Source organism: Shewanella sp. S1-58-MNA-CIBAN-0166 (assembly GCF_040310085.1).
Taxonomy (GTDB): domain Bacteria; phylum Pseudomonadota; class Gammaproteobacteria; order Enterobacterales; family Shewanellaceae; genus Shewanella.
Map to the genome: position 1 here is coordinate 110,596 of NZ_JBEOPN010000007.1, position 20,756 is coordinate 131,351.

Consider the following 20,756-nt stretch of genomic DNA (forward strand, 5'->3'; position numbering starts at 1 on the left):
ATACAATAATTAAGTTGCTGTTAAATTAAGAATTAACAGCAAATCAATCTCATTAGTGGTGATGACCACCGGCACCATGGGCGTGGCCATGAGCAATTTCTTCATCTGATGCATCACGAGCACCGACAATTTCGATGTCGAATGTTAATTCACGGCCAGAAAGTGGATGATTAACATCAACCGTTGCCATGAATTTACCCACTTTAATGATGGTAACTTGACGTTGACCTTGTTCAGTGTTCACCACTGCAGCCATGCCAGGTTTCCATACTTTTGCGCCGACAAGATGTTTAACTGATACACGCTGCTCTGAATCTTCTTGGCGTTCACCATAAGTGTCAGCGGCTGGCGGAGTAATAGTAAACTTTTCGCCAATTTCTTTACCATTAATAGCAGCTTCGATACCAGGCATCATGTTGTCATGCCCATGCAGATATGCAATCGGCTCACGACCTTCATTTGATTCAAGCACATCGCCTTTTTCATCACGTAGCGTGTAATTAAACTGCACTACCATATCGTCTTTAATGATCATTATCGTTCCTTAACTCTAAAATTTGCCGAAGCTTAGCAAAAGCGTGCTAATGCATCCACAAAAAAGTAGCCTTTTAGGTGGCCATTATAATTTGATGCCTAATGCATTAAATGTTTGTTCGTCAGGAAATCCATCCGCAATTAGCCCTTTTTGCTGCTGAAAAGCTTGCAAACCTAGCACTGAATTACGACCTAAAATGCCATCTGGCTTACCGACATCAAACCCAGCATCATTCAGTTTTTGTTGTAACTGCTTTACCGTTTCTCGGCTTAACCTTGGCTGCTTAGGTACCGCACGTGTTAATTCCGCACCGCCATTAATTCTGTCGGCTAAATGACCGACTGCTATGGCATAAAATTCAGAGCGGTTCCAACGCATAATCACATTAAAGTTGTCATACCCTAAGAAAGCTGGACCCGTATGCCCTGCTGGTAAATATAAAGCGGCTTGCATATCTGGTGTCGATAACGGCTGACCATTAGATTGTTTAATATCAAGCGCTTGCCATTTTACTAATGGTAACGGGTGTTTACCGCCCAAGTAAGCAAACGGGTAATCAACAGGTAATAATACTTCTCGTCCCCATCGCTCATCTGCTTTCCAACCTAGGTGTTGTAGAAAGTTAGCTGCAGAAGTTAATGCATCCACTTCACTATTCCATAAATCGGCAATACCATCACCGTCACCATCTACTGCATACTTACGATAGTTAGTTGGCATAAATTGGGTGTGCCCCATCGCCCCAGCCCACGATCCAACCATTTTGTTATCTGCGAAATTATATTGCTGCTTTAACTTCAACGCTTGTAATAACTCGCCAGTGAAATAATCGCTACGCCTTGGATCGCATGCTAGCGTTGCCAATGAATCGAGCACTGGCATGCTACCTTTGTAACTACCAAAGTTGGTTTCTAGGCCCCAAAAAGCAACAATATATTGCCCAGGCACGCCATACTCTTTTGTTAGCTTAGTTAATAATGACCCATGTTTAGCCATCATTTTTCTGCCTTGTTCAACCCGCCATGGTGTGACGCGTTTGTCGAAGTAATCACCAAAGCTAGTGGTAAATTCTGGCTGCTGATTATCTAATTCAATCACCCTAGGGACAAACTTTAAATTTGCCACCGTTGTATCGATAATCTGCTGTGAAATCCCTGCCGTTTTTGCTTTTTGCTGTAAATTAATCACACAGGTAGCAAAATCGGGATGCTCTTGAACTGGAGTAACATCAACAACAGGATCGGGTGATGCCGACACAGCACAGGCACTCAATAAGGTACTAGATACAAACATTGAAGCAATAAACACAGAAAAACGTCTTTTATGAGCCATGAACAACACTTATTTTACAAAAATGAATATTGAATATCGTGACGCATCGGCTTTCAGTAAACAAGACCTGTTAACATTAAACCCTGTTTATTTATGCCAAATTCAAGTGAAAAATAACAACACCGATGACAAGTGATTAATAATGAAGCCGTCACTCAAAACCACAGACACTCGTCTTAATCGCTGCACTTGATTTGAGTCATACAAACAGCTTGATAAATAAGCGGGTCAATAACGCCAAGACTATCGATTGATTTAAATGACCCAACGAACGACAGCGAATACAGTTACAACATTGACGCATTTAATCGTGTTAGTTTCTAATAAGAGACTAAATGCCCGATTTGCGTCTAGATTCTGGGGCAATTTAGTTTCTAAATGACCACCAAGGATCCTCATAAACAAAATTGTCATTAATTAAGCCTTTTCCTTATTCATTGAGTCCGTATAATGATGTTAATTCTCACTCATTTAAGCGATTTATCATGACAGAACAAACAGCAGCACTAACAGGCTTTATCGAAAGCGTAAAACAACATCAAGTCTTATGGGGCTTACAAGATGAAACAGGTGAAGGTTGGGTTGTATGTGACTCATCAGAATTTGAAGAAACTGATGTTATGCCACTTTGGTCAAGTGAAGCTGCTGCAAAAAGCCATTGCACTGATGAGTGGGCAGACTACAACCCAGTGACTATTACACTGACTGAGTTTTTAGAATACTGGGTAAGTGATTTAAATGATGACGGTGTATTAATAGGTGTTGATTGGGAAGCTGAACAAGAATGCCTAGAAATTGACCCTATCGTATTGGCTAAAGAATTAGTTGATTTTGAAAAAGAATAATCATTAATTGATTTGATCTTACTACCCAAGCTGTTCAGCCATTGAACAGCTTTTTGATATTATTATGCCCATGCCTACACTGATTGATATTCCTTTTGACAAACGCCACACCTGTTGGTTTTGCAACGAACCCAGTAATCATATTTTTGATTACTATAGAATGACTCACACTCCCCACCCCTCTCTAGCCATTCCTGCTTGTAAAGAATGCCATATGTTAGCCAAGAAAAATCTGCTGACCTCTATTTGGGATTGTCGAGATGCGGTTAAAGATAATTTAATGCATGTATATAGCAAAGACTTGGCGATTGGCATTAATTGGACTGAGCAAGAACTCGAAGAATCAGATTTTGATTGTATGATTTTTGGTGGATTTAAAAAAAGTGCCTGGATGATGTATCAAATAGCCCAAAGTCGCATGAATGCACGGGGCTGGCCATTAAGTCTGGACGGGGTTTTACTTGAAGGCGAAATAGCGGGTGACAGTAGTCAATATCATACCGGTTTCGAGTTTGACGATATAATGTTTACCTCTCTAACAAAAGCCATTGGCCACTATAGCAAGACCTTATCTTTAGACAGTGGTTTTTTACAGCAACTGGTTACCTTACTTGGTAAAGCTCAATTTGGCCATGCTGTCAAAATAGCGAGACTCAATATTGGTATCACCCCAGGGCATCAACGGCGTATTCTTGACGAGTTAATCGAAGATATGGATCAATAAAACCACTTAATCATTCAATTGTGGCCTAACTAAGAATACTCCGTAAACGATCTTGAACAACGCTGACTAATAAGTCGGGCTGGAATTTAGAGATAAACTCATTACAGCCGACTTTTTTCACCATCGCTTGGTTAAAGCTACCGCTTAAAGAAGTATTGAGAGTAATAAAGAGTGCCGCCATTCGAGGATCGTTACGCACCTCAAAGGTCAACTTATAACCATCCATTTCGGGCATTTCGGCATCGGTAATCATCATTAGCAATTCATCGGCAACCTGTCTGCCTTCATCAGCCCACGATTGTAATAATCGCAAAGCTTGTAATCCATCTGACGCCTCAATAATCTCTATACCAAGTTGATTGAGAGTGTCCCTTACTTGTTTACGCGCCGTTGACGAATCATCCACAATTAATATCTTACGACCAGGCATGTAAGAAACGAGCGCTTCATCTAACACACCGTCAGATAACTTCACATCGTAATCAATAATCTCAGCTAATACCTTCTCAACATCAATAATAGACACTAATCGTAAGTGTCCTTGGTCTTCAATTTTCGTTATTGCGGTTAAGTAATTATGTCCGCCAGTGGTTTTGGGCGGCGGCATAATATCACTCCAGGTCATGTTAACGATATTCTCGACTTTCCCGACTAAAAAAGCCTGCACACTGCGGTTATACTCGGTAATAATCAAGTTACAATCGTCATTCACTGGCATCGGCGAGAAACCAATCGCTTGTCGTAAATTAATCACTGGGATCGACATCCCTCTAATGTTGGCTACTCCATAAACATTATGATTACTGCCGGGTAACTTATTTAAGGGTGGCAACTTAACCACTTCTTTGATTTTAAATACATTAATGGCAAACAACTGGGTTGAGTTAATGCGAAACAACAACAATTCTAAACGGTTTTCGCCAACTAACTTAGTTCTTTGATCTACCGTATCGAGCACTTTTCTCATGAACAGGTTCCACCTAAAAACATACAAGCAACATCAAAGATGCGTCATCATTAACAAGGGTAATTATACTTAAAAAATATCATTAAACAGTGTTGAATCAGGATTTATGCCGCAAAAATAAAAAATATATATAAACAAGATCAAAAAACACCCCTAATACGTAAAATGTTTAATTCGAAACTCGAGTTATTTCATCTCACAAACGTTCTACTAAAGTTAACACCAATAAAAAGACTCCTGAAACCGCGGCATCAATTCACCCTCGGTTTTGCTTTGTTAAGTCTGTCGGCTGTTATCCTAATAGATAAGCCTGTTACTGTTGTAAAACCATTTAACTCAATTAATACTTAAGACGTTCATATGAATAGCCCGTCTTGATAATGCATTTGAGCATAACTTTTCACACATAACACAATATAATTTGGCATGTTTAAACCACAGATCAAGGTGATCATTAACCTGTTTGTGTACGTACAACAGTGTAGATTATTCGTTAAAAGTCATTCAGGGGCCGTTATGATCATCCCATTATTCCCATTACCGATTTGCTTATTACCTCAAGGATATACCCAGTTACGTATTTTTGAACCTAGATATAAACGCTTAGTATCAGAATCGCTAAAAAGTGGTGTTGGTTTTGGCTTATGTATGTTGGCTGATGATAAAAAAACCATATTACCCATGGGCACATTAACCCAGATTATCGACTTTGAAACGCTTGAAGATGGCTTATTAGGTATTAGTGTGCAAGGGCAAAAAACGTTCATTATTAACAAAATAAGTGTTGATAGTGACGGTTTAAAGCGTGCCGATGTCAGCTTAATTGATTCTTGGCCGTGCGATATCATTGAACGACAAACTGAACAGAGCCACGATCACACTGATGAGCGTAAAAAAGATAAAGCACTTAGCAATACGTTAAAGCAAATTTTACAGCAATACCCACAGCATCTTGCCCACTATTCTGAAGAAAATTTTAATGATATTGCGTGGGTTTGTCAGCGATGGCTTGAAATTATCCCATTGAGTTCCAAAGAAAAATATCAGTGTCTCAATAGCCATGATCATCAATTAGCTAAATCATTCTTAGCCGACATAATAAAATAATACAGAACTGTGATCCGAACCCAATAATGCCACGTACAAGATAATGATACTGCAGCTTGTTTGAGCTCAGGATAGCCACAGCATAAAGACGTAATCTCTTATGCTCAATGAGTTATTTATTGGATGCGGGTGAAATAATGGAAAATGTTCAATCACAAAGCACACAAAGTCGTTATGATAAGGGGCATCTTGCACAAAGATCCCTAATTAAACTAAGCGGTGCTATGAAATCAAACGAACCCAATCCAATGGCTGATGAGCTTGCGTCATTAATGATGCAGGTGGCTAATGATCGATGCAAAGCATCTTTTGCAAAACTTTTTTCGCATTTTGGCCCAAAAATTAACTCTTTTGGTGTTCAGCGCTTAAGCCAACAGGGCTTAGCCATGGATTTAGTTCAAGAGACAATGACTCGAGTATGGACAAAAGCCCATCTTTACAATGCAGACAAAGCAGCGGTAAGTACTTGGGTATTTACCATCATGCGTAATCAATGTTTTGACATGCTCCGTAAAGTACAACATAACCGTGAAGATTCTTTCGGTGATGATATTTGGCCTTTATTTGAGTCTGATGAAGCTGAAAACAACGACGATGATTTTTTATTATCGGCAACTTTATTGCTGCATGTAGAAGAATTACCTCCTCTACAACGCCAAGTAGTACAAGGTATTTATATGCAAGAGCTTACTCAACAAGAGTTAGCAGACAAACTTAACATTCCAATTGGAACGGTTAAATCTCGACTTAGACTTGGCTTGGAAAAATTAAAAAGCTTTATGGAGAAACACTATGATTAATTACCACCCAGACCAGCATTTGCTGTCTCTCCATGCTAAAGGCGAGTTGCCGCTATCGATGTCGATTGCTATCTCCGCTCATGCTGAATTGTGTCCTCATTGCCAGCAACAACTTGACCAGGTGACAATTGCGTTGTCTGAGCAACAGTTTGAGTCGGCCGTAAAAACTCAGTCGGTAGACACTAATAATAATCAATTAGACGCACTACTCGAGCAGCTACTAAATTCAACCTTAGATACTTTAGAGGTTGAACAAGCTAGTACAGTTGATCAGATTGAAGACAATAGCGTTAGTATTAAAGGTCAACATTATCCGCTGCCTAAGGTATTTCGTAAGCAAATTAATGCTTCTTGGCAGGGTATTGGTAAAGTCAGCCGTTTGAGACTCGATACCGGAGAGCCACAAGCAAGAGCAAGCTTGTTGCATATCGCAGCCAACGGTGAAATTCCTGAACATACACACAAAGGTGCAGAGCTAACATTACTGCTCGCAGGTGAGTTCAGCGACTGTTACAACACCTACAAGCCTGGTGACTTTATGTTGCTTGATAAAGAGCACCAACATTCACCAAAAACACTTGAAGGTTGTTTGTGCTATACCATTGTCGATGCCCCGTTATACTTCACTAAAGGGTTCAGCAAACTATTAAACCCAATTGGCGATTTACTTTACTAACCATTACGTTAGTTTCTTAAAATGTTAACTACTAAGGTTTGTGTATCGACAACTTGGCCGCTATTTATCATTAAGTTGTACCAGCAATAAGGGATGATGAGTGAATTTTCGTCATCCCTTTTAACACTATCGACATCCGAGCAAGGTGAGAATTGTCGATGATTAGTCACTAATTGCTATTTTTTAATCGAAAACTGCATTAATTTGATTAAAAATTGAAAAAGACTATTGCCATATGCAAACACTCAGTATATTATCCACACAGATTTAGTTTTCTTGTTAATTTTGGTTACCTACCTGTAAGTCTGCTCAACTTCACTTCGTAAATAAACCCAAGACAAGCTTCTGTACATCGTTTTTGATTTCAATTGATTTCTGTTGATATGATAATTTAAATTATATTCACGTCATCTTGTTGTCATAAAACTATGTTTAACTTACAAAGTTAAGTACTAAATATGTATTAATTTTTTTATGGCTATATGTCATGTGACAACATCAATGTTGCAAGCATAAAATAGACCTTAATCAACTATTTACATATCAACACTTGATTAGTGAGTAAAGGATAGGTTAAGTTAAATCTCGAAACATTAATCTTTTGCAACACTAAAAAATGCCAAGGATATTTTATTGAACAATTTTCTCACCTAATGGTGAATATATAAGAAGGAGTGTGACCTATGTCATACAACATGAATGGACACGAAATTTCAGTTAGCTTTCCGGTTAACTCTATCTCGTCAAACAAGAATTCAATTGCTTTTACCGACAGCCTAGGTAAAAACAAAAAAACCTTTTCAAAACGTATTGAAGCATTAAACTTCATGAAATGGTTAATCTCTGCCAATAAGTAATACCCCCTAACGCTTTGCGTTAATCATTTGCTCTGTTATTTAATAAACTCATTTCTCGGTATTCTCCTCTCACTTACCGATGTTTATTAAAACAGGGCAAAATGAATAACTCACTCGCATCATTTTAAGTTATTCTTCAGCGTTACATCCCAGTTAACCCCTCTAAAATATCTAATTTTATATCAACAACTTATAGAAAAAACATCTTGCATTCACCCTGTAATTAAACAGTGTGCGAAAATTTTCGTTGGTATCTTGGCAACATTGTTTTATTTCCCAAAACTCCCCCCTGATGTATATAGAGAATATCGGTTGCATTGGCAGTTTTACTATTCAAATAATGTTGTAACACTAGAAATCCAACCGGGTCGTACAATAATTCAAATTCAATTCCCGACTGGCATACTGTATTCCACATATCAAAACAACGTCGTGATAGTTTGCCAAAATGATATTTATGACCATCATTAATAATTGTAGGAAAATAAACCTCATCGACTAATTGTGAGAATTGTTGACGTAAATATTCATCCCCTCCCACGGTACTGCAAGTTAACACCTCAATGGTAAAAACTTTCGTTAATGATAAATGAGCCAATTGTTGAGTAAGTTGTTTATTTAAATAAGCCGCAGTGGTCCCCGTACCTGAGGGTAAAAATACCTTTAGCTTATTTTTTTGTTGATCTTGCGCCCATTGAATAATTTCACAGGCAAGTTGTGTTATCCCGGTTTCGGCATACTCACAACGCCCACCTTCAGGAATAAAAAGTAATTGTTTTTTATCTGCGTAGCTTGGATTCGATGAAACAATATATTGCATCGCATCGTCTAAATGCATACTTTGAAGATTTTCAACATCGGTCAAATGACTAACATCAATAATATTGGCGCCATTTTGTATCGCAGCGGCATAATTGCCTTGAGGATGTTGTAATAAAAACTCGCTGATATGGCTTACATAGTAATCAAATTTCCACCCTTGCCGCTTAGCCAATACTGACATGGAATATAATGAGTTGGCTTGGGCCGAACCCGATGCCACTAGTTGGGTAACATGTGAATAATCATGATGCAAAAAATGATAAAATTTACGTGCTTTATTACCACTAAAGTCAGCATGTAATAAATCATCTCTTTTAATGTAGATGCTGCGTCCACCAAAGTTCATCGTTTGCACTGGGCTTATCGAAAACATGAATTGTCTCAATCAACTGTAATATGAGCATTTTAACTAAAAAATGATAAATCTCATCGATTCATTTGCGTGAATCCTCGCACTGTTCTACTTTTACAATACCACAGCAACACTTAACCCTTAATAATCAACAAATTGAAAACATGGCATGAAAATGGCTTTATATTGAGAATATTGACTATTGATAGGAATGAAAATGTCTCTTTTACGCTTAATCTTTAATATTGCTTGGTTTTTAATGGGTGGTTTTGTTATGGGCCTAGCTTGGTGGTTTGTTGGAGTACTGTGCTTTATCAGTATCATTGGCATCCCATTTGGTCGTGCTTGTTTTGTTATTGGCGAACTGGCTTTCTGGCCATTTGGACAAGAGACCGTTAACCGAAAACACATTTCAGGCCAAGAAGATATTGGCACTGGCACGTTAGGTTTGGTGGGTAATGTAATATGGTTTTTATGCTTTGGTATTTGGCTCGCGATTGGTCATCTAGTCCATGCTCTGGCTTGTTTTGTAACGATTATAGGTATTCCGTTCGCGTTACAACATCTTAAATTGGCCTTATTAAGTTTAACCCCTATTGGTCAAACCGTTATTGCCAAACCGACTTATTAACATTCGTTAATAACCGCTGAATGACCACTATTCTAAAAAGCCGATAGCATAATGCTGTCGGCTTTTTATTTGCCTAATCGTATCAGCACCGTGTACATTGCCATTCTTAAGCACTGAAAGGTTATTCAGTCACTTTAAAGACAATAATGGGATAACATGAACTATTGGTTAATGAAGTCTGAACCAGACGACTTTAGTATTGATAATCTACAGATGAGTAAGCAGCAAACTGTTGCTTGGCAAGGTATTCGTAACTATCAAGCACGTAATTATATTCGTGATCAAATTACATTGGGCGATGTAGTGTTGTTTTACCACTCTAGCTGTAAAGTTCCTGCCATTGTGGGTTTAGCAAAAATTAGCAGTGAAGCTCAAATTGATAGCAGTGCTTTTGATAACCGTTCACCGTATTTTGATGCAAAATCTAACGCTAATGCGCCTCGATGGTGGCAAGTCGATATTCAATTTATGGCCAAATTTTCTAAGCCTGTGAGCTTGAAGCAATTGAAAGCCGATCCCGCGCTGCAAGATATGGTATTAGTGGCTAAAGGTGCCCGCCTGAGTATTCAGCCCGTCACACAGTTGCAATACCAACACATTATGCAACTAACAACCTTAGAATAATAACGTTAGATTGATGACCTTGCATCGGTAACCTTGAATTAAAACAGACCAGCTTGTCAGCAGGCCAGTAAACATCTTCTTTAAATCAGCCTCCTAAAGACAGCTCAGACTACGTAAACACTATTAGCTATAAATAGTCTGAGCTCAAATACTAACGGCACAGTGATAAGATCACGCAATGCCCATATTAGTTAATCATTCGCCCTATTCCGCCAAGTACAGAACCTTCACCTTGGTCTTTGCCACCACTTGATGGTGCATGAGCAATAATTCTGTCAGCCATACGAGAAAACGGTAAGCTTTGTAACCACACAGTCCCATGGCCTTTTAAGGTTGCAAGGAACAAACCTTCACCACCAAATACCATCGACTTTAATGAGCCTGCACGTTGTATGTCATAATCAATCCCGGGAGTGAATCCAACTAAACAACCGGTATCGACCCGCAATGTCTCACCGTGTAATTCTTTTTTAATCAGTGTCCCACCAGCATGCACAAACGCCATGCCATCACCTTTAAGGCTTTGTAGAATAAATCCTTCACCACCAAAGAAACCGGTGCCTAATCGCTTATTAAACTTCATGCTTACTTGCGTGCCTAAGGCTGCCGCTAAAAAGCTGTCTTTTTGGCAGATAAGTTCGCCTTGATGTTGAGCTAAGTCTATCGCCAAAATAGTGCCAGGAAATGGCGCAGCAAATGCCACTTTTCGTTTTTGTTGACCTTGATTAGTAAAGTGGGTCATAAAAATACCCTCACCCGAAATGGCGCGTTTACCTGCACCAAGTAGCTTGCCAAAAAAACCGGATTCTGGTTCAGAGCCATCACCCATTCTGGCCTCAAACATAATGTCTTCTTCGAGGTAAGTCATCGCACCCGCTTCAGCAATAACAGACTCATTTGGGTCTAATTCAACTTCAACCAGCTGCATGCTAGAACCTATAATTTCATAATCTACTTCATGACTTTTCATGCTCATTTTCATTCCTTAAAAATTTATTTAATGTTTGCAGTTGCCCAATTCAGTATTAAGGCATTATTCCTTATGGATGATTTAAGGTAACAAAATGATCATCCATTTAACATGACAACATTTCAATAAAATATCCGCGTTCTGTTGCCACTGCATTTGTTTGCCAATTGTGTCCATCGTTAACCTAAACCCGCACCGCTCAATCCTGATTGTTGTTGTAATTGATATTGAGCAAATTCTTGCAAAATAAGCTCGGTAAATAACTGCCCAGCTCGCCCAAGCGGACGTTCAAGTGTGGACACTAATTGCGGTGTAAAACTAAAGCGGTTACCACCAATAAAATCAATCTCGATCAGTTGCCCTTGATGTAATTCTTCAGCAATTAAAAAATCCGGCATCCAACCAAAACCCAGGCCTTTTAGTAAAGCATTTTTTTTCATGATAAAGCCTGACAAATAAAAGACTTTATCGCCGCCAAATTGCATTTCATCGCGGTCACGTTTACCAGGAGATGAATCTTCGATGGTTAACTCAACATGTTGTTGCAATTCAGGCAAACTAATGTCTTTAAGATGACTTAAGGGATGTTGTGATGACGCGACAAGCACGCTGGTAATAGCAGGTAGCGGTTTAGGATGATAAGAGGGGCCAGTACGATAATCCTTAACCAGCATTAAGTCGGCCTGGTCGCGCTCAAAGCGATGCTGTACCCCGCCTAAAAACTCCATATTAAGCTGCACTTTAGTCGGTATGTTGTGTTCTGACATGCGCTTAAGCGCGGTCATGATCGGTTCCATCGGTAAAGCACCGTCTATCACTAACTCAAGTTTGGGCTCCCAACCCTGACTAAAACGACTGGCCAGATGTTCAATATTGGCTAAATGCTGTAACAGTCGTTGCCCTTCTGCCAAAATAACCTTCCCTTCGGGTGTTAATTCCGCTCGATAATGATCTCGATTAAATAATGTCACGCCGAGATGTTGCTCTAGTTTTTTAATCTGATAGCTTACTGCCGATTGTGCCTTGTGTAATCGCTCTGAAGCTTTTGCAAAACTTCCTTCTTCAACAAGTACTTGCAGTACATTAAAGGCATCGATATCTATTCGCATAAGATTTCCACTGTCCCGTTATCCATACACAAATGTAAAGTTAACATAACAATCTAAAAAATAGATTGTGTTGAGTTATTTATTATTCTTTTTTTTGTTGATCTTTACCACTAAATTGTAAGTTAGATCACATATTGGTTTGCCCAATGCGATTAGGCCATAACAACAAATAACATAAACGCCACGACACTCGCAGTCGATTCACCATAGGACAATCAGATGCCATTCTATGTTAAACAAGGTCAGATCCCGACCAAACGTCACATTGCCTTCGAAAAAGACAATGGCGAGTTGTACCGTGAAGAATTATTTTCAACCCATGGCTTTTCGAATATATACTCCAATAAATATCATCACAATATGCCAACCAAAGCGATAGACGTTCAACCTTATTCGTTATCTCATGGTGAACAATGGCAAGACTCATTAATTCAAAATTACAAATTAGACTCGCGCCAAGCCGACTGCCAAGGCAACTTTTTTAGCGCCCGAAATAAAATATTTTTCAATAATGATGTCGCCATGTACACCGCGAAAGTGACTGAAGACACCAATGAATTTTATCGAAATGCCTATGCTGACGAAGTGGTGTTTATTCACGAGGGTGAAGGCCAATTATTGAGTGAATACGGTGTCATTGAAACCAATAAATGGGATTACTTAATTATTCCACGCGGGACCACGTACCAACTTAAATTTAACGATTATCAAAATGTACGCTTGTTTGTTATTGAATCATCCTCAATGGTCGAAGTGCCAAAGCATTTCAGAAACGAATACGGCCAAATGCTTGAATCTGCACCTTACTGTGAACGAGACATTCGTACGCCAACCTTGGCTGATGCCGTGGTTGAAAAAGGTGAGTTTCCGTTAATGTGTAAATTTGGTGATCGCTATCAAAAAATGACACTGCAATGGCATCCATTTGACTTAGTCGGCTGGGATGGTTGCGTTTATCCTTGGGCATTTAACATCAGTGAATATGCACCCAAAGTTGGCAAGATTCATTTACCACCGTCTGAGCATTTAGTGTTTACTGCACACAATTTTGTCATTTGTAACTTTGTGCCACGCCCATACGATTTTCATCCCAAATCGATACCGGCACCTTATTACCACAACAACATCGACAGCGATGAAGTCTTGTATTACGTCGATGGTGACTTTATGAGCCGTACAGGCATTGAAGCGGGCTATATGACGTTACACCAAAAAGGTGTGCCGCATGGGCCTCAACCTGGTCGCACAGAAGCCTCTATCGGCAAAACAGAAACATACGAATATGCGGTGATGGTTGATACCTTCGCCCCACTGAATTTAACCGCTCATGTCAAAAATTGCATGAGTGATGATTACAACCGCTCTTGGTTAGAAAACTAAGACCACATTTATAGCTAACCCAAGTCACCAAAGAGTGATGGCGTGTTGACATAAAATAAAGGAAAACAAAATGGCAAGCGAACTAAATCCACTGGGCCTTTTAGGCATTGAATTCACCGAATTTGCTAGCCCAGATACAGAATACATGCACCAAGTATTCATTGATTTTGGTTTTTCGATGTTAAAAAAAGCCAAAAATCATGACATTGTTTACTACAAACAAAATGACATTAACTTTCTATTGAATAAAGGCCGTGCAGGCTTTTCTGCAGAATTCGCCAAATCTCATGGTCCGGCTATTTGTTCAATGGGTTGGCGTGTAGAAGATGCACAGTTTGCATTTACAGAAGCCGTTGCCCGTGGTGCAAAACCAGCCGATGATGCCAATAAAGACATGCCCTACCCAGCTATTTACGGTATCGGCGACAGTCTGATTTATTTTATTGACACTTTTGGTGAACAAAACAATATTTATCAAACTGACTTTGTCGATTTAGAACAGCCTATCGTAACGCCTGAGAAAGGCTTTATGGAAGTCGACCATTTAACCAATAATGTCTACAAAGGCACCATGGAAAAATGGGCTAACTTTTATAAAGACATCTTTGGATTTACCGAAGTACGTTATTTCGATATCAGCGGCGCTCAAACTGCTTTGGTATCTTATGCGCTACGCTCTCCAGACGGCAGTTTCTGTATCCCGATTAACGAAGGTAAAGGAAATAACAAAAATCAGATTGATGAATACTTAGGTGAATACAATGGCCCAGGTGTTCAACATCTGGCATTCAGAAGCCGTGACATTGTGGCCTCTCTCGATGCTATGGAAGGCACCTCAATCAAAACACTGGATATTATTCCTGAATATTACGACACCATTTTCGAGAAGTTGCCACAAGTGACCGAAGATCACGACCGTATCAAGCATCACCAGATTTTGGTTGATGGCGATGATGACGGTTATTTACTGCAAATTTTCACCAAAAATCTATTTGGCCCAATCTTCATTGAAATCATTCAACGTAAAAATAACCTTGGCTTTGGCGAAGGTAACTTTACCGCGTTGTTTGAATCGATTGAACGCGATCAAATGAAACGTGGCGTGCTGTAATTTTATAAACACGAAGTGATACATAAAAACCAGCAAATTGCTGGTTTTTATCATTTTAGGCCTTTACACTCTGCCATCTACACTCTAATCAAAGACCTTTCTAATGCCAGATTACGCCGTACTCGCTGTGTTTATTCCAACGTTCTTTTTTGTGTCTATCACCCCCGGTATGTGCATGACTTTAGCCATGACACTCGGCATGAGTATTGGTGTACGCAGAACCTTATGGATGATGTTAGGTGAATTAGTAGGCGTGGCGTTGGTCGCCATTGCAGCAGTACTTGGGGTTGCGAGCATCATGCTAAATTACCCACAGGTGTTCGATATTCTTAAGTGGGTGGGTGGTGCTTACCTTGGCTACATTGGCATTAATATGTGGCGTGCTAAAGGCAAAATGGCCATCATCACTGGTATTGAAGTGAAAGCCAGTCGCATGAGCTTAATCAGCCAAGGATTTATTACCGCGATTGCCAACCCTAAAGGTTGGGCTTTTATGATTTCGCTATTACCGCCGTTTATTAATGTTGATAATGCCGTTGGGCCACAACTCGCCGTTTTGCTTGGTATTATAATGGTCACCGAAAGTGTGTCGATGCTGGCTTATGCCAGCGGCGGTAAGAGTTTACGATTATTTTTAAGTCGAGGCGATAATATCCGCTGGATGAATCGTATCGCCGGAAGTTTAATGATACTGGTTGGTATTTGGCTAGCGCTAGGCTAACCCAGAAAGCACATTTGATGAGTAATTAACCTCATATTATTTTATGTATTTTCAATCGATTTATACGGCAGTTGTTCGCACATTTGCTGTCTATAAATGTCGATATGAGCTTGCTCTTGTTGACAAAAAGCACCGATGGCATCATTAAAACCTTCATGAGCAACAAAATGGCTTGAGGTGGTTTTCACAGGACGAAAACCTCGAGCCACTTTATGTTCGCCTTGTGCTCCTGCATCAAAAACTAATAACTGATTAGCGATAGCGTACTCAATGCCTTGGTAATAACATGCTTCAAAATGGACATAGTCGCATTCTGTTAACGCCCCCCAATAACGACCATATAAATGCGTGTCTGACACAAAATATAATGCTGATGCCACTAATTGTGCGTCACTATTTTCAATCAATAATAATCGGATCATTGAGCCCATTGTTGCTGCTATCTGCTCAAAGAATGCTGCCGACAAGTACCCTTTATGACCAGAACGCTTTAAATAAGTATTTTGATAACAACGCACAAAATCCTGCCATTGCTGTGCACTCGCCTTATCGCCATCTATAAATCGGAATTGTAGCTGTTGCCTTGCAGAAATTCGTTCTTTAGTGATGTTTTTGCGTTTACGTGACGTTAATGTACTCAGAAAGTCATTAAAATCAGCATAATTTTGGTTGTGCCAATGAAACTGACAACCAACACGCTCCATTACCCCTGCTTGTGCAAACTGAATATGTTGCTCGGTATTGGTAAATAAACAATGCCAAGATGACCAGCCCTGTTTAATGACAGTTTGTGACAGATAGGTTTGAATACCGTCAATCAAGGGTTGTTGATCGTGTTTTGGTAACCTTGGGTCAATACCAATACGCCGCCCAGTTGTAGGAGTAAAAGGTATACTGCTCACGAGCTTGGGGTAATAGCCTATATTATGGCGCTCATAAGCTTCTGCCCATGCCCAATCAAACACATATTCCCCCCAAGAATGACTTTTAAGGTACAAGGGCATTAATGCAATAATATTATCGCCATCCATCACCATAAGGTGCATCGGTGTCCAACCCGTTTCAGCACTAACGCAGCGACTCATTTCCAGAGCGGATAAATATTCATGCCGGGTAAAAGGATGAGATGATCCAAAAAAGATATTCCATACTGAAGAATCTATATTGCTAATACTATTAACAAATTTATATTGATAAACTCGCGTTTGTGTTTGTTCCACCCACACCTACCCTATAATAATTAACACTCAACCGCTAAAACTCATACCAATTTTTGCTATCATGTGGCATGTTCTATCACAGTATCTTCTCAATACACACCAAGGATTGATCGTGACACGATTCCCTAAATTAACACCGCTTTTTTTGAGCACCGCATTAACACTCACACTTTGTTATCCTGCGCTTCATATTGCTGACAGCCAAGCAAATGAAGCTTCAATCTTCAGTGAAATGGCAACGGCTCAGCCAATCTATGCTAAGCATGGCATGGTTTCAAGCCAAGAAGCCATAGCTAGCCAAATTGGTGTTGATATTTTAAAACAAGGTGGCAACGCGGTCGATGCGGCCGTAGCCGTGGCATATGCACTTGCAGTAACCTTACCTCGCGCAGGTAATATTGGTGGTGGTGGTTTTATGCTAGTGCATTTAGCCGAGCAAAATAAAACCATTGCTATCGATTACCGTGAAACAGCCCCTGCTAAAGCGCACAAAGATATCTTCCTTGATGAACAAGGCAATGCAGTTGACAAACTCAGTCGTGAGCATGGACTAGCTGTGGGCGTACCTGGAACCGTTATGGGGATGGAACTGGCCTTAAAACAATATGGCACCATGAAAATGGCGCAAGTGATCAAGCCTGCGATTAAGCTCGCCAAAGACGGTATAGTTGTTACTTCAGATCTATCAAACTCATTAGCGGGCCTTAAGTCACGCATAACCCAATGGCCAAGTTCAGCAGCAATTTTCTACCATGCCGACGGCAGTAATTATCAGGTCAATGAATTGCTCAAACAACCCGAGTTAGCGCAGTCATTATCGTTGATTGCCCAGAAAGGTAGTAAAGGGTTTTATCAAGGTGAAACGGCTGAAAAAATTGTCTCTGCGGTCCAAAATGCTGGCGGGGTAATGAGTTTAACTGATTTAGCTAACTACAAAGTTGTTGAGCGCGAACCGGTTCGAGGTAATTATCGAGGCTACGAAGTGGTATCTATGCCGCCGCCATCTTCAGGGGGTATTCATATTATCGAAATGCTCAATGTACTCGAACAATTCCCCATTGATAAATTAGGCCACAATAGCGCAAACACTTTGCATCTTATGGCCGAAACCATGAAATATGCCTATGCTGATCGTAGTGAGTATTTAGGCGACCCAGATTTTGTTACTGTTCCTGTAAAACAATTGACTAGCAAACAATACGCAAAAGAGATTGCCAGTAAAATCGCCATCAATAAAACCACCCCTAGCAGCGAAATTAAGCCTGGGAAACTAGCACCATATGAGAGCGATCAAACTACCCACTTCTCGGTTATCGATAAATGGGGCAATGCAGTTGCTAACACCTATACCCTTAACTTCAGTTATGGTTCAGGCTTAGTCGCTAAAGGTACTGGGATTTTATTAAACAATGAAATGGATGACTTTTCGGTTAAACCAGGTACCCCTAATGGTTATGGCTTAATTGGTGGGGAAGCAAATGCAGTGCAAGGAAATAAGCGCCCTCTTAGCTCCATGAGTCCAACCATGGTAATGAAAGATGGCAAACCTTTCATTGTTACCGGCAGCCCTGGTGGCTCGCGGATTATTAATATTACGCTGCAAATGATCATGAATGTGATTGATCATAACTTAAACATTGCCGAAGCAACTGCTGCTGCACGTATGCATCACCAATGGTTACCTGATTTTATTTGGGTGGAACATACATTGAATCGCGATACGATTTCATTACTTGAAGCCAAAGGTCACAAAGTGAAAGTGCAAGAGTCGATTGGCAGTACTCAATCGATAATGATGACAGAGCAAGGTCTTTTTGGTGCTTCAGATCCAAGACGCGCGGGTTCTGCCGCCATCGGCTATTAATACCATTAACCATTATCCTTAAAGCAATAGCGGCTTTACATAATCTAAAGCCGCTATCATTGATAATAAAGTAACAAAAATCATTAACGATATCGTTCTCACGCTAGCGGTACTTACCTAATTCGAAATCATTTCGAATACATAAAAAGTTCATCTTGATGGTTCACAATTAAAATATGTTAAATCAAACATAAACTATATTAACTCACAAAAAACAACATCTTCATCGCCTATCAAACTTGTTAATAATCATAATATTAAATGGACACCTCATTCAGGGGTGAATAATATTTTATTATATTAAAACAAAATCAATATTGTATTTCCAACGAGTTGAACAATACTAACATCGCAATGTGATTGTTTATTAAGCTTTAGCTTTTGTTAGTGATTTTATCCCATTATTTAAAGTGATATTATTGTAACCATGTTAAATAAATTGATTACATAAGGTTATATGCTGCTGACAAATTTAAAAATTAAGCACAGAATTACCCTACTTACTGTTGTCGCCATTTTGTCGTTTGTGATTTCTTTAATTATTAACAATCAAACTGGTGAAAACAATGCACAACGGTTAAACGGACTTCAAAACCAACTTTATCCCGCACTTAATCTAGCAACCATAAATCAAGGGTTGTTACTGCAATTAGATCAAACTATTCAGTCAGCAATAACCACAGGCGAAGAAGACAGCTTAGACATAGCTAAAACGATGGTGAAGCAAATTACGGATAATTTAAATGAGTTAGCCATTTTACTTCCAGCTGAAGAAATAAATACACAACAATTGATTCGTGACATTACCCTTTATCATGAAAATGCTAGAAGCCTTGCTGCCGAGTTTATAAAGGATGATGTTGACTTTAGTAAAATTCAAACTCAAGCGACAGATAATGCCAAGCGATATCAAACTTTAGTTAAACAATTTGCGGCCAAGAAGAAAGATTATTCAACAGAGTTTGAGCAACGGATCCAATTAACCATAGCCAGTACTGAACGTGCAGAAAATAGTCTAATGCTCATTGGTATTGCGGCTACAGTCGTCATGATTGTAGTAGGAGTCTTAGTTAATAAATCAATTATTAGTACTATCGACAATGTAACCCAGTCACTTCGTAACATATCCCAAGGTGAGGGCGATCTACGATCACGGATTCAGTATGCAGGCAAAGATGAAATAGCACAGCTTGTTTATTGGTTTAATCAATTTGTGTCTAAACTTCAATCGTCTATTGCCGATACAAAGAATACCACTGAAAATTTAACCGAAGTTGCAGCAACGTTACTCAGTGGTAGTCAATACAGTGAACTCAATGTACAGCAACAAAATGAATCCATTGAGCAGATTTCACAAGCCATGAAAGAAATGTTTGTCAGTGTCACTCATATTGCTGAATACGCATCAAGCGCAGCGCTTGATGCTGAGAATGCCAACACTGAGGCAAAACAAGGCGTTGTTATTGTTAACGATGCTGTTATTACCATTAATACCTTGGCTGAAGAAGTACAGCAAACTGCGGTTGTCGTTAATCAATTGGACGCATATACCCATAATGTTAATGACATATTAGACACGATAAGAAGTATAGCAGATCAGACTAATTTACTCGCACTTAACGCTGCGATTGAAGCCGCGCGAGCTGGTGAACATGGGCGCGGGTTTGCGGTAGTTGCAGATGAAGTCAGAACATTGGCCTCTAGAACACAAACCTCGACCCAAGAAATCCAACAAGTGCTACAAGAATTACGCTCCACGTCTAAACAAGCCGTTGACGCGATGGCTCGTGGTATCAACACTGCAGCAATAGGGGTTAAATCAACCTCTTTAGCCGGTGAAGCCTTACAACGTATCACAGGTAAAGTGAGTGCAATATCAGAGGTTAATGACCAAATTGCGGCTGCCACCGAAGAACAACATACAACTTCGGTGTTGATTCAGCAATATGTAGCTGAAATGGAAGCCGGTTCACAGAAAGTCAGGGTAACGACGGCTGATATGGGAGGGATCAGTGTTGATATTCAAAATATAAGTGAAAGACTACAATCAATTACTAACCAATTTAAGGTGTGAGATTGATTGTAAAAGCAGTAGCAGAAAACCAAAAA

Annotated in this window: 20 protein-coding genes; 13 read left to right on the forward strand and 7 right to left on the reverse strand. The window is 39.7% G+C overall.

What is annotated here, in order from left to right; all coding sequences use genetic code 11:
• Nucleotides 1-52: 52 nt before the first annotated feature.
• Both AAEY99_RS06575 and AAEY99_RS06580 read right to left on the reverse strand, forming a co-directional pair.
• Complete coding sequence (locus AAEY99_RS06575; RefSeq protein ID WP_101086921.1) at nucleotides 53-535, reverse strand: FKBP-type peptidyl-prolyl cis-trans isomerase; 483 nt, start codon at nucleotides 533-535, stop codon at nucleotides 53-55.
• Nucleotides 536-619: 84 nt separating this feature from the next.
• Nucleotides 620-1,867 (reverse strand): lytic murein transglycosylase, encoded by a 1,248-nt coding sequence (locus AAEY99_RS06580; RefSeq protein WP_351009729.1) that lies wholly within the window; start codon nucleotides 1,865-1,867, stop codon nucleotides 620-622.
• Between the two features lie 485 nt (nucleotides 1,868-2,352).
• Between AAEY99_RS06580 and AAEY99_RS06585 the strand changes: the two genes are divergently transcribed.
• Both AAEY99_RS06585 and AAEY99_RS06590 read left to right on the forward strand, forming a co-directional pair.
• Nucleotides 2,353-2,712, forward strand: a complete 360-nt coding sequence (locus AAEY99_RS06585; protein WP_041413601.1) for a DUF2750 domain-containing protein — start codon at nucleotides 2,353-2,355, stop codon at nucleotides 2,710-2,712.
• 64 nt (nucleotides 2,713-2,776) lie between these two features.
• Nucleotides 2,777-3,436 (forward strand): hypothetical protein, encoded by a 660-nt coding sequence (locus AAEY99_RS06590; RefSeq protein WP_351009731.1) that lies wholly within the window; start codon nucleotides 2,777-2,779, stop codon nucleotides 3,434-3,436.
• Between the two features lie 25 nt (nucleotides 3,437-3,461).
• On the opposite strand, the gene AAEY99_RS06595 is transcribed toward AAEY99_RS06590, so the two are convergent.
• The gene (locus AAEY99_RS06595; RefSeq protein ID WP_101086918.1) at nucleotides 3,462-4,403 is read right to left on the reverse strand and encodes a chemotaxis protein CheV; all 942 of its coding nucleotides are present in this window, start codon (nucleotides 4,401-4,403) and stop codon (nucleotides 3,462-3,464) included.
• Between the two features lie 516 nt (nucleotides 4,404-4,919).
• Here AAEY99_RS06595 and AAEY99_RS06600 point away from each other — a divergent pair.
• From AAEY99_RS06600 to AAEY99_RS06615, 4 genes are all read left to right on the forward strand, one after another.
• Nucleotides 4,920-5,510 carry an LON peptidase substrate-binding domain-containing protein gene (locus tag AAEY99_RS06600; protein WP_351009732.1) on the forward strand — a complete coding sequence of 197 codons (591 nt, stop codon included), beginning with the start codon at nucleotides 4,920-4,922 and terminating at the stop codon, nucleotides 5,508-5,510.
• A 137-nt stretch (nucleotides 5,511-5,647) separates the two neighbouring features.
• The gene (locus AAEY99_RS06605; RefSeq protein WP_101087219.1) at nucleotides 5,648-6,310 is read left to right on the forward strand and encodes a sigma-70 family RNA polymerase sigma factor; all 663 of its coding nucleotides are present in this window, start codon (nucleotides 5,648-5,650) and stop codon (nucleotides 6,308-6,310) included.
• Entirely contained in the window at nucleotides 6,303-6,986 is a 684-nt protein-coding gene (locus AAEY99_RS06610) for a ChrR family anti-sigma-E factor (RefSeq protein ID WP_350996928.1), read from the forward strand. Before AAEY99_RS06605 ends, AAEY99_RS06610 begins: the two co-directional genes overlap by 8 nt.
• 683 nt (nucleotides 6,987-7,669) lie before the next feature.
• Nucleotides 7,670-7,843 carry a hypothetical protein gene (locus AAEY99_RS06615; protein WP_011637775.1) on the forward strand — a complete coding sequence of 58 codons (174 nt, stop codon included), beginning with the start codon at nucleotides 7,670-7,672 and terminating at the stop codon, nucleotides 7,841-7,843.
• Nucleotides 7,844-8,066: 223 nt separating this feature from the next.
• Here the strand turns inward: AAEY99_RS06615 and AAEY99_RS06620 are convergent, their stop codons facing one another.
• Complete coding sequence (locus tag AAEY99_RS06620; protein WP_351009734.1) at nucleotides 8,067-9,038, reverse strand: 1-aminocyclopropane-1-carboxylate deaminase/D-cysteine desulfhydrase; 972 nt, start codon at nucleotides 9,036-9,038, stop codon at nucleotides 8,067-8,069.
• 196 nt (nucleotides 9,039-9,234) lie between these two features.
• On the opposite strand from AAEY99_RS06620, the gene AAEY99_RS06625 reads away from it, so the two are divergent.
• Both AAEY99_RS06625 and AAEY99_RS06630 read left to right on the forward strand, forming a co-directional pair.
• Nucleotides 9,235-9,648 carry a YccF domain-containing protein gene (locus AAEY99_RS06625; protein WP_101086914.1) on the forward strand — a complete coding sequence of 138 codons (414 nt, stop codon included), beginning with the start codon at nucleotides 9,235-9,237 and terminating at the stop codon, nucleotides 9,646-9,648.
• 156 nt (nucleotides 9,649-9,804) lie between these two features.
• Entirely contained in the window at nucleotides 9,805-10,272 is a 468-nt protein-coding gene (locus tag AAEY99_RS06630) for an EVE domain-containing protein (RefSeq protein WP_350996934.1), read from the forward strand.
• Between the two features lie 187 nt (nucleotides 10,273-10,459).
• On the opposite strand, the gene AAEY99_RS06635 is transcribed toward AAEY99_RS06630, so the two are convergent.
• Nucleotides 10,460-11,248, reverse strand: a complete 789-nt coding sequence (locus AAEY99_RS06635) for a TIGR00266 family protein (RefSeq protein ID WP_059743964.1) — start codon at nucleotides 11,246-11,248, stop codon at nucleotides 10,460-10,462.
• Between the two features lie 173 nt (nucleotides 11,249-11,421).
• Nucleotides 11,422-12,351: a LysR family transcriptional regulator gene (locus AAEY99_RS06640; protein ID WP_351009735.1), complete on the reverse strand. Its 930-nt coding sequence runs from the start codon at nucleotides 12,349-12,351 to the stop codon at nucleotides 11,422-11,424.
• Nucleotides 12,352-12,570: 219 nt separating this feature from the next.
• Between AAEY99_RS06640 and AAEY99_RS06645 the strand changes: the two genes are divergently transcribed.
• The 3 genes from AAEY99_RS06645 (at nucleotide 12,571) to AAEY99_RS06655 (ending at nucleotide 15,563) form a co-directional block, all read left to right on the forward strand.
• A complete protein-coding gene (locus AAEY99_RS06645; protein ID WP_192115070.1) occupies nucleotides 12,571-13,731 on the forward strand; it encodes a homogentisate 1,2-dioxygenase in 1,161 nt (386 codons plus the stop codon).
• A 70-nt stretch (nucleotides 13,732-13,801) separates the two neighbouring features.
• On the forward strand, nucleotides 13,802-14,842 hold the full coding sequence (hppD, locus tag AAEY99_RS06650) for a 4-hydroxyphenylpyruvate dioxygenase (RefSeq protein ID WP_351009737.1): 1,041 nt from the start codon (nucleotides 13,802-13,804) through the stop codon (nucleotides 14,840-14,842).
• A 103-nt stretch (nucleotides 14,843-14,945) separates the two neighbouring features.
• Nucleotides 14,946-15,563 carry a LysE family translocator gene (locus tag AAEY99_RS06655; protein WP_011637783.1) on the forward strand — a complete coding sequence of 206 codons (618 nt, stop codon included), beginning with the start codon at nucleotides 14,946-14,948 and terminating at the stop codon, nucleotides 15,561-15,563.
• Between the two features lie 41 nt (nucleotides 15,564-15,604).
• Here the strand turns inward: AAEY99_RS06655 and AAEY99_RS06660 are convergent, their stop codons facing one another.
• Nucleotides 15,605-16,783 carry a GNAT family N-acetyltransferase gene (locus AAEY99_RS06660; protein WP_351009738.1) on the reverse strand — a complete coding sequence of 393 codons (1,179 nt, stop codon included), beginning with the start codon at nucleotides 16,781-16,783 and terminating at the stop codon, nucleotides 15,605-15,607.
• 112 nt (nucleotides 16,784-16,895) lie between these two features.
• Here AAEY99_RS06660 and ggt point away from each other — a divergent pair, with 112 nt between their 5' ends.
• Nucleotides 16,896-18,647, forward strand: coding sequence for a gamma-glutamyltransferase (ggt, locus tag AAEY99_RS06665; protein ID WP_162023322.1), 1,752 nt, complete (start codon nucleotides 16,896-16,898; stop codon nucleotides 18,645-18,647).
• A 457-nt stretch (nucleotides 18,648-19,104) separates the two neighbouring features.
• On the forward strand, nucleotides 19,105-20,721 hold the full coding sequence (locus AAEY99_RS06670; protein WP_101086905.1) for a methyl-accepting chemotaxis protein: 1,617 nt from the start codon (nucleotides 19,105-19,107) through the stop codon (nucleotides 20,719-20,721).
• Nucleotides 20,722-20,756: the final 35 nt, after the last annotated feature.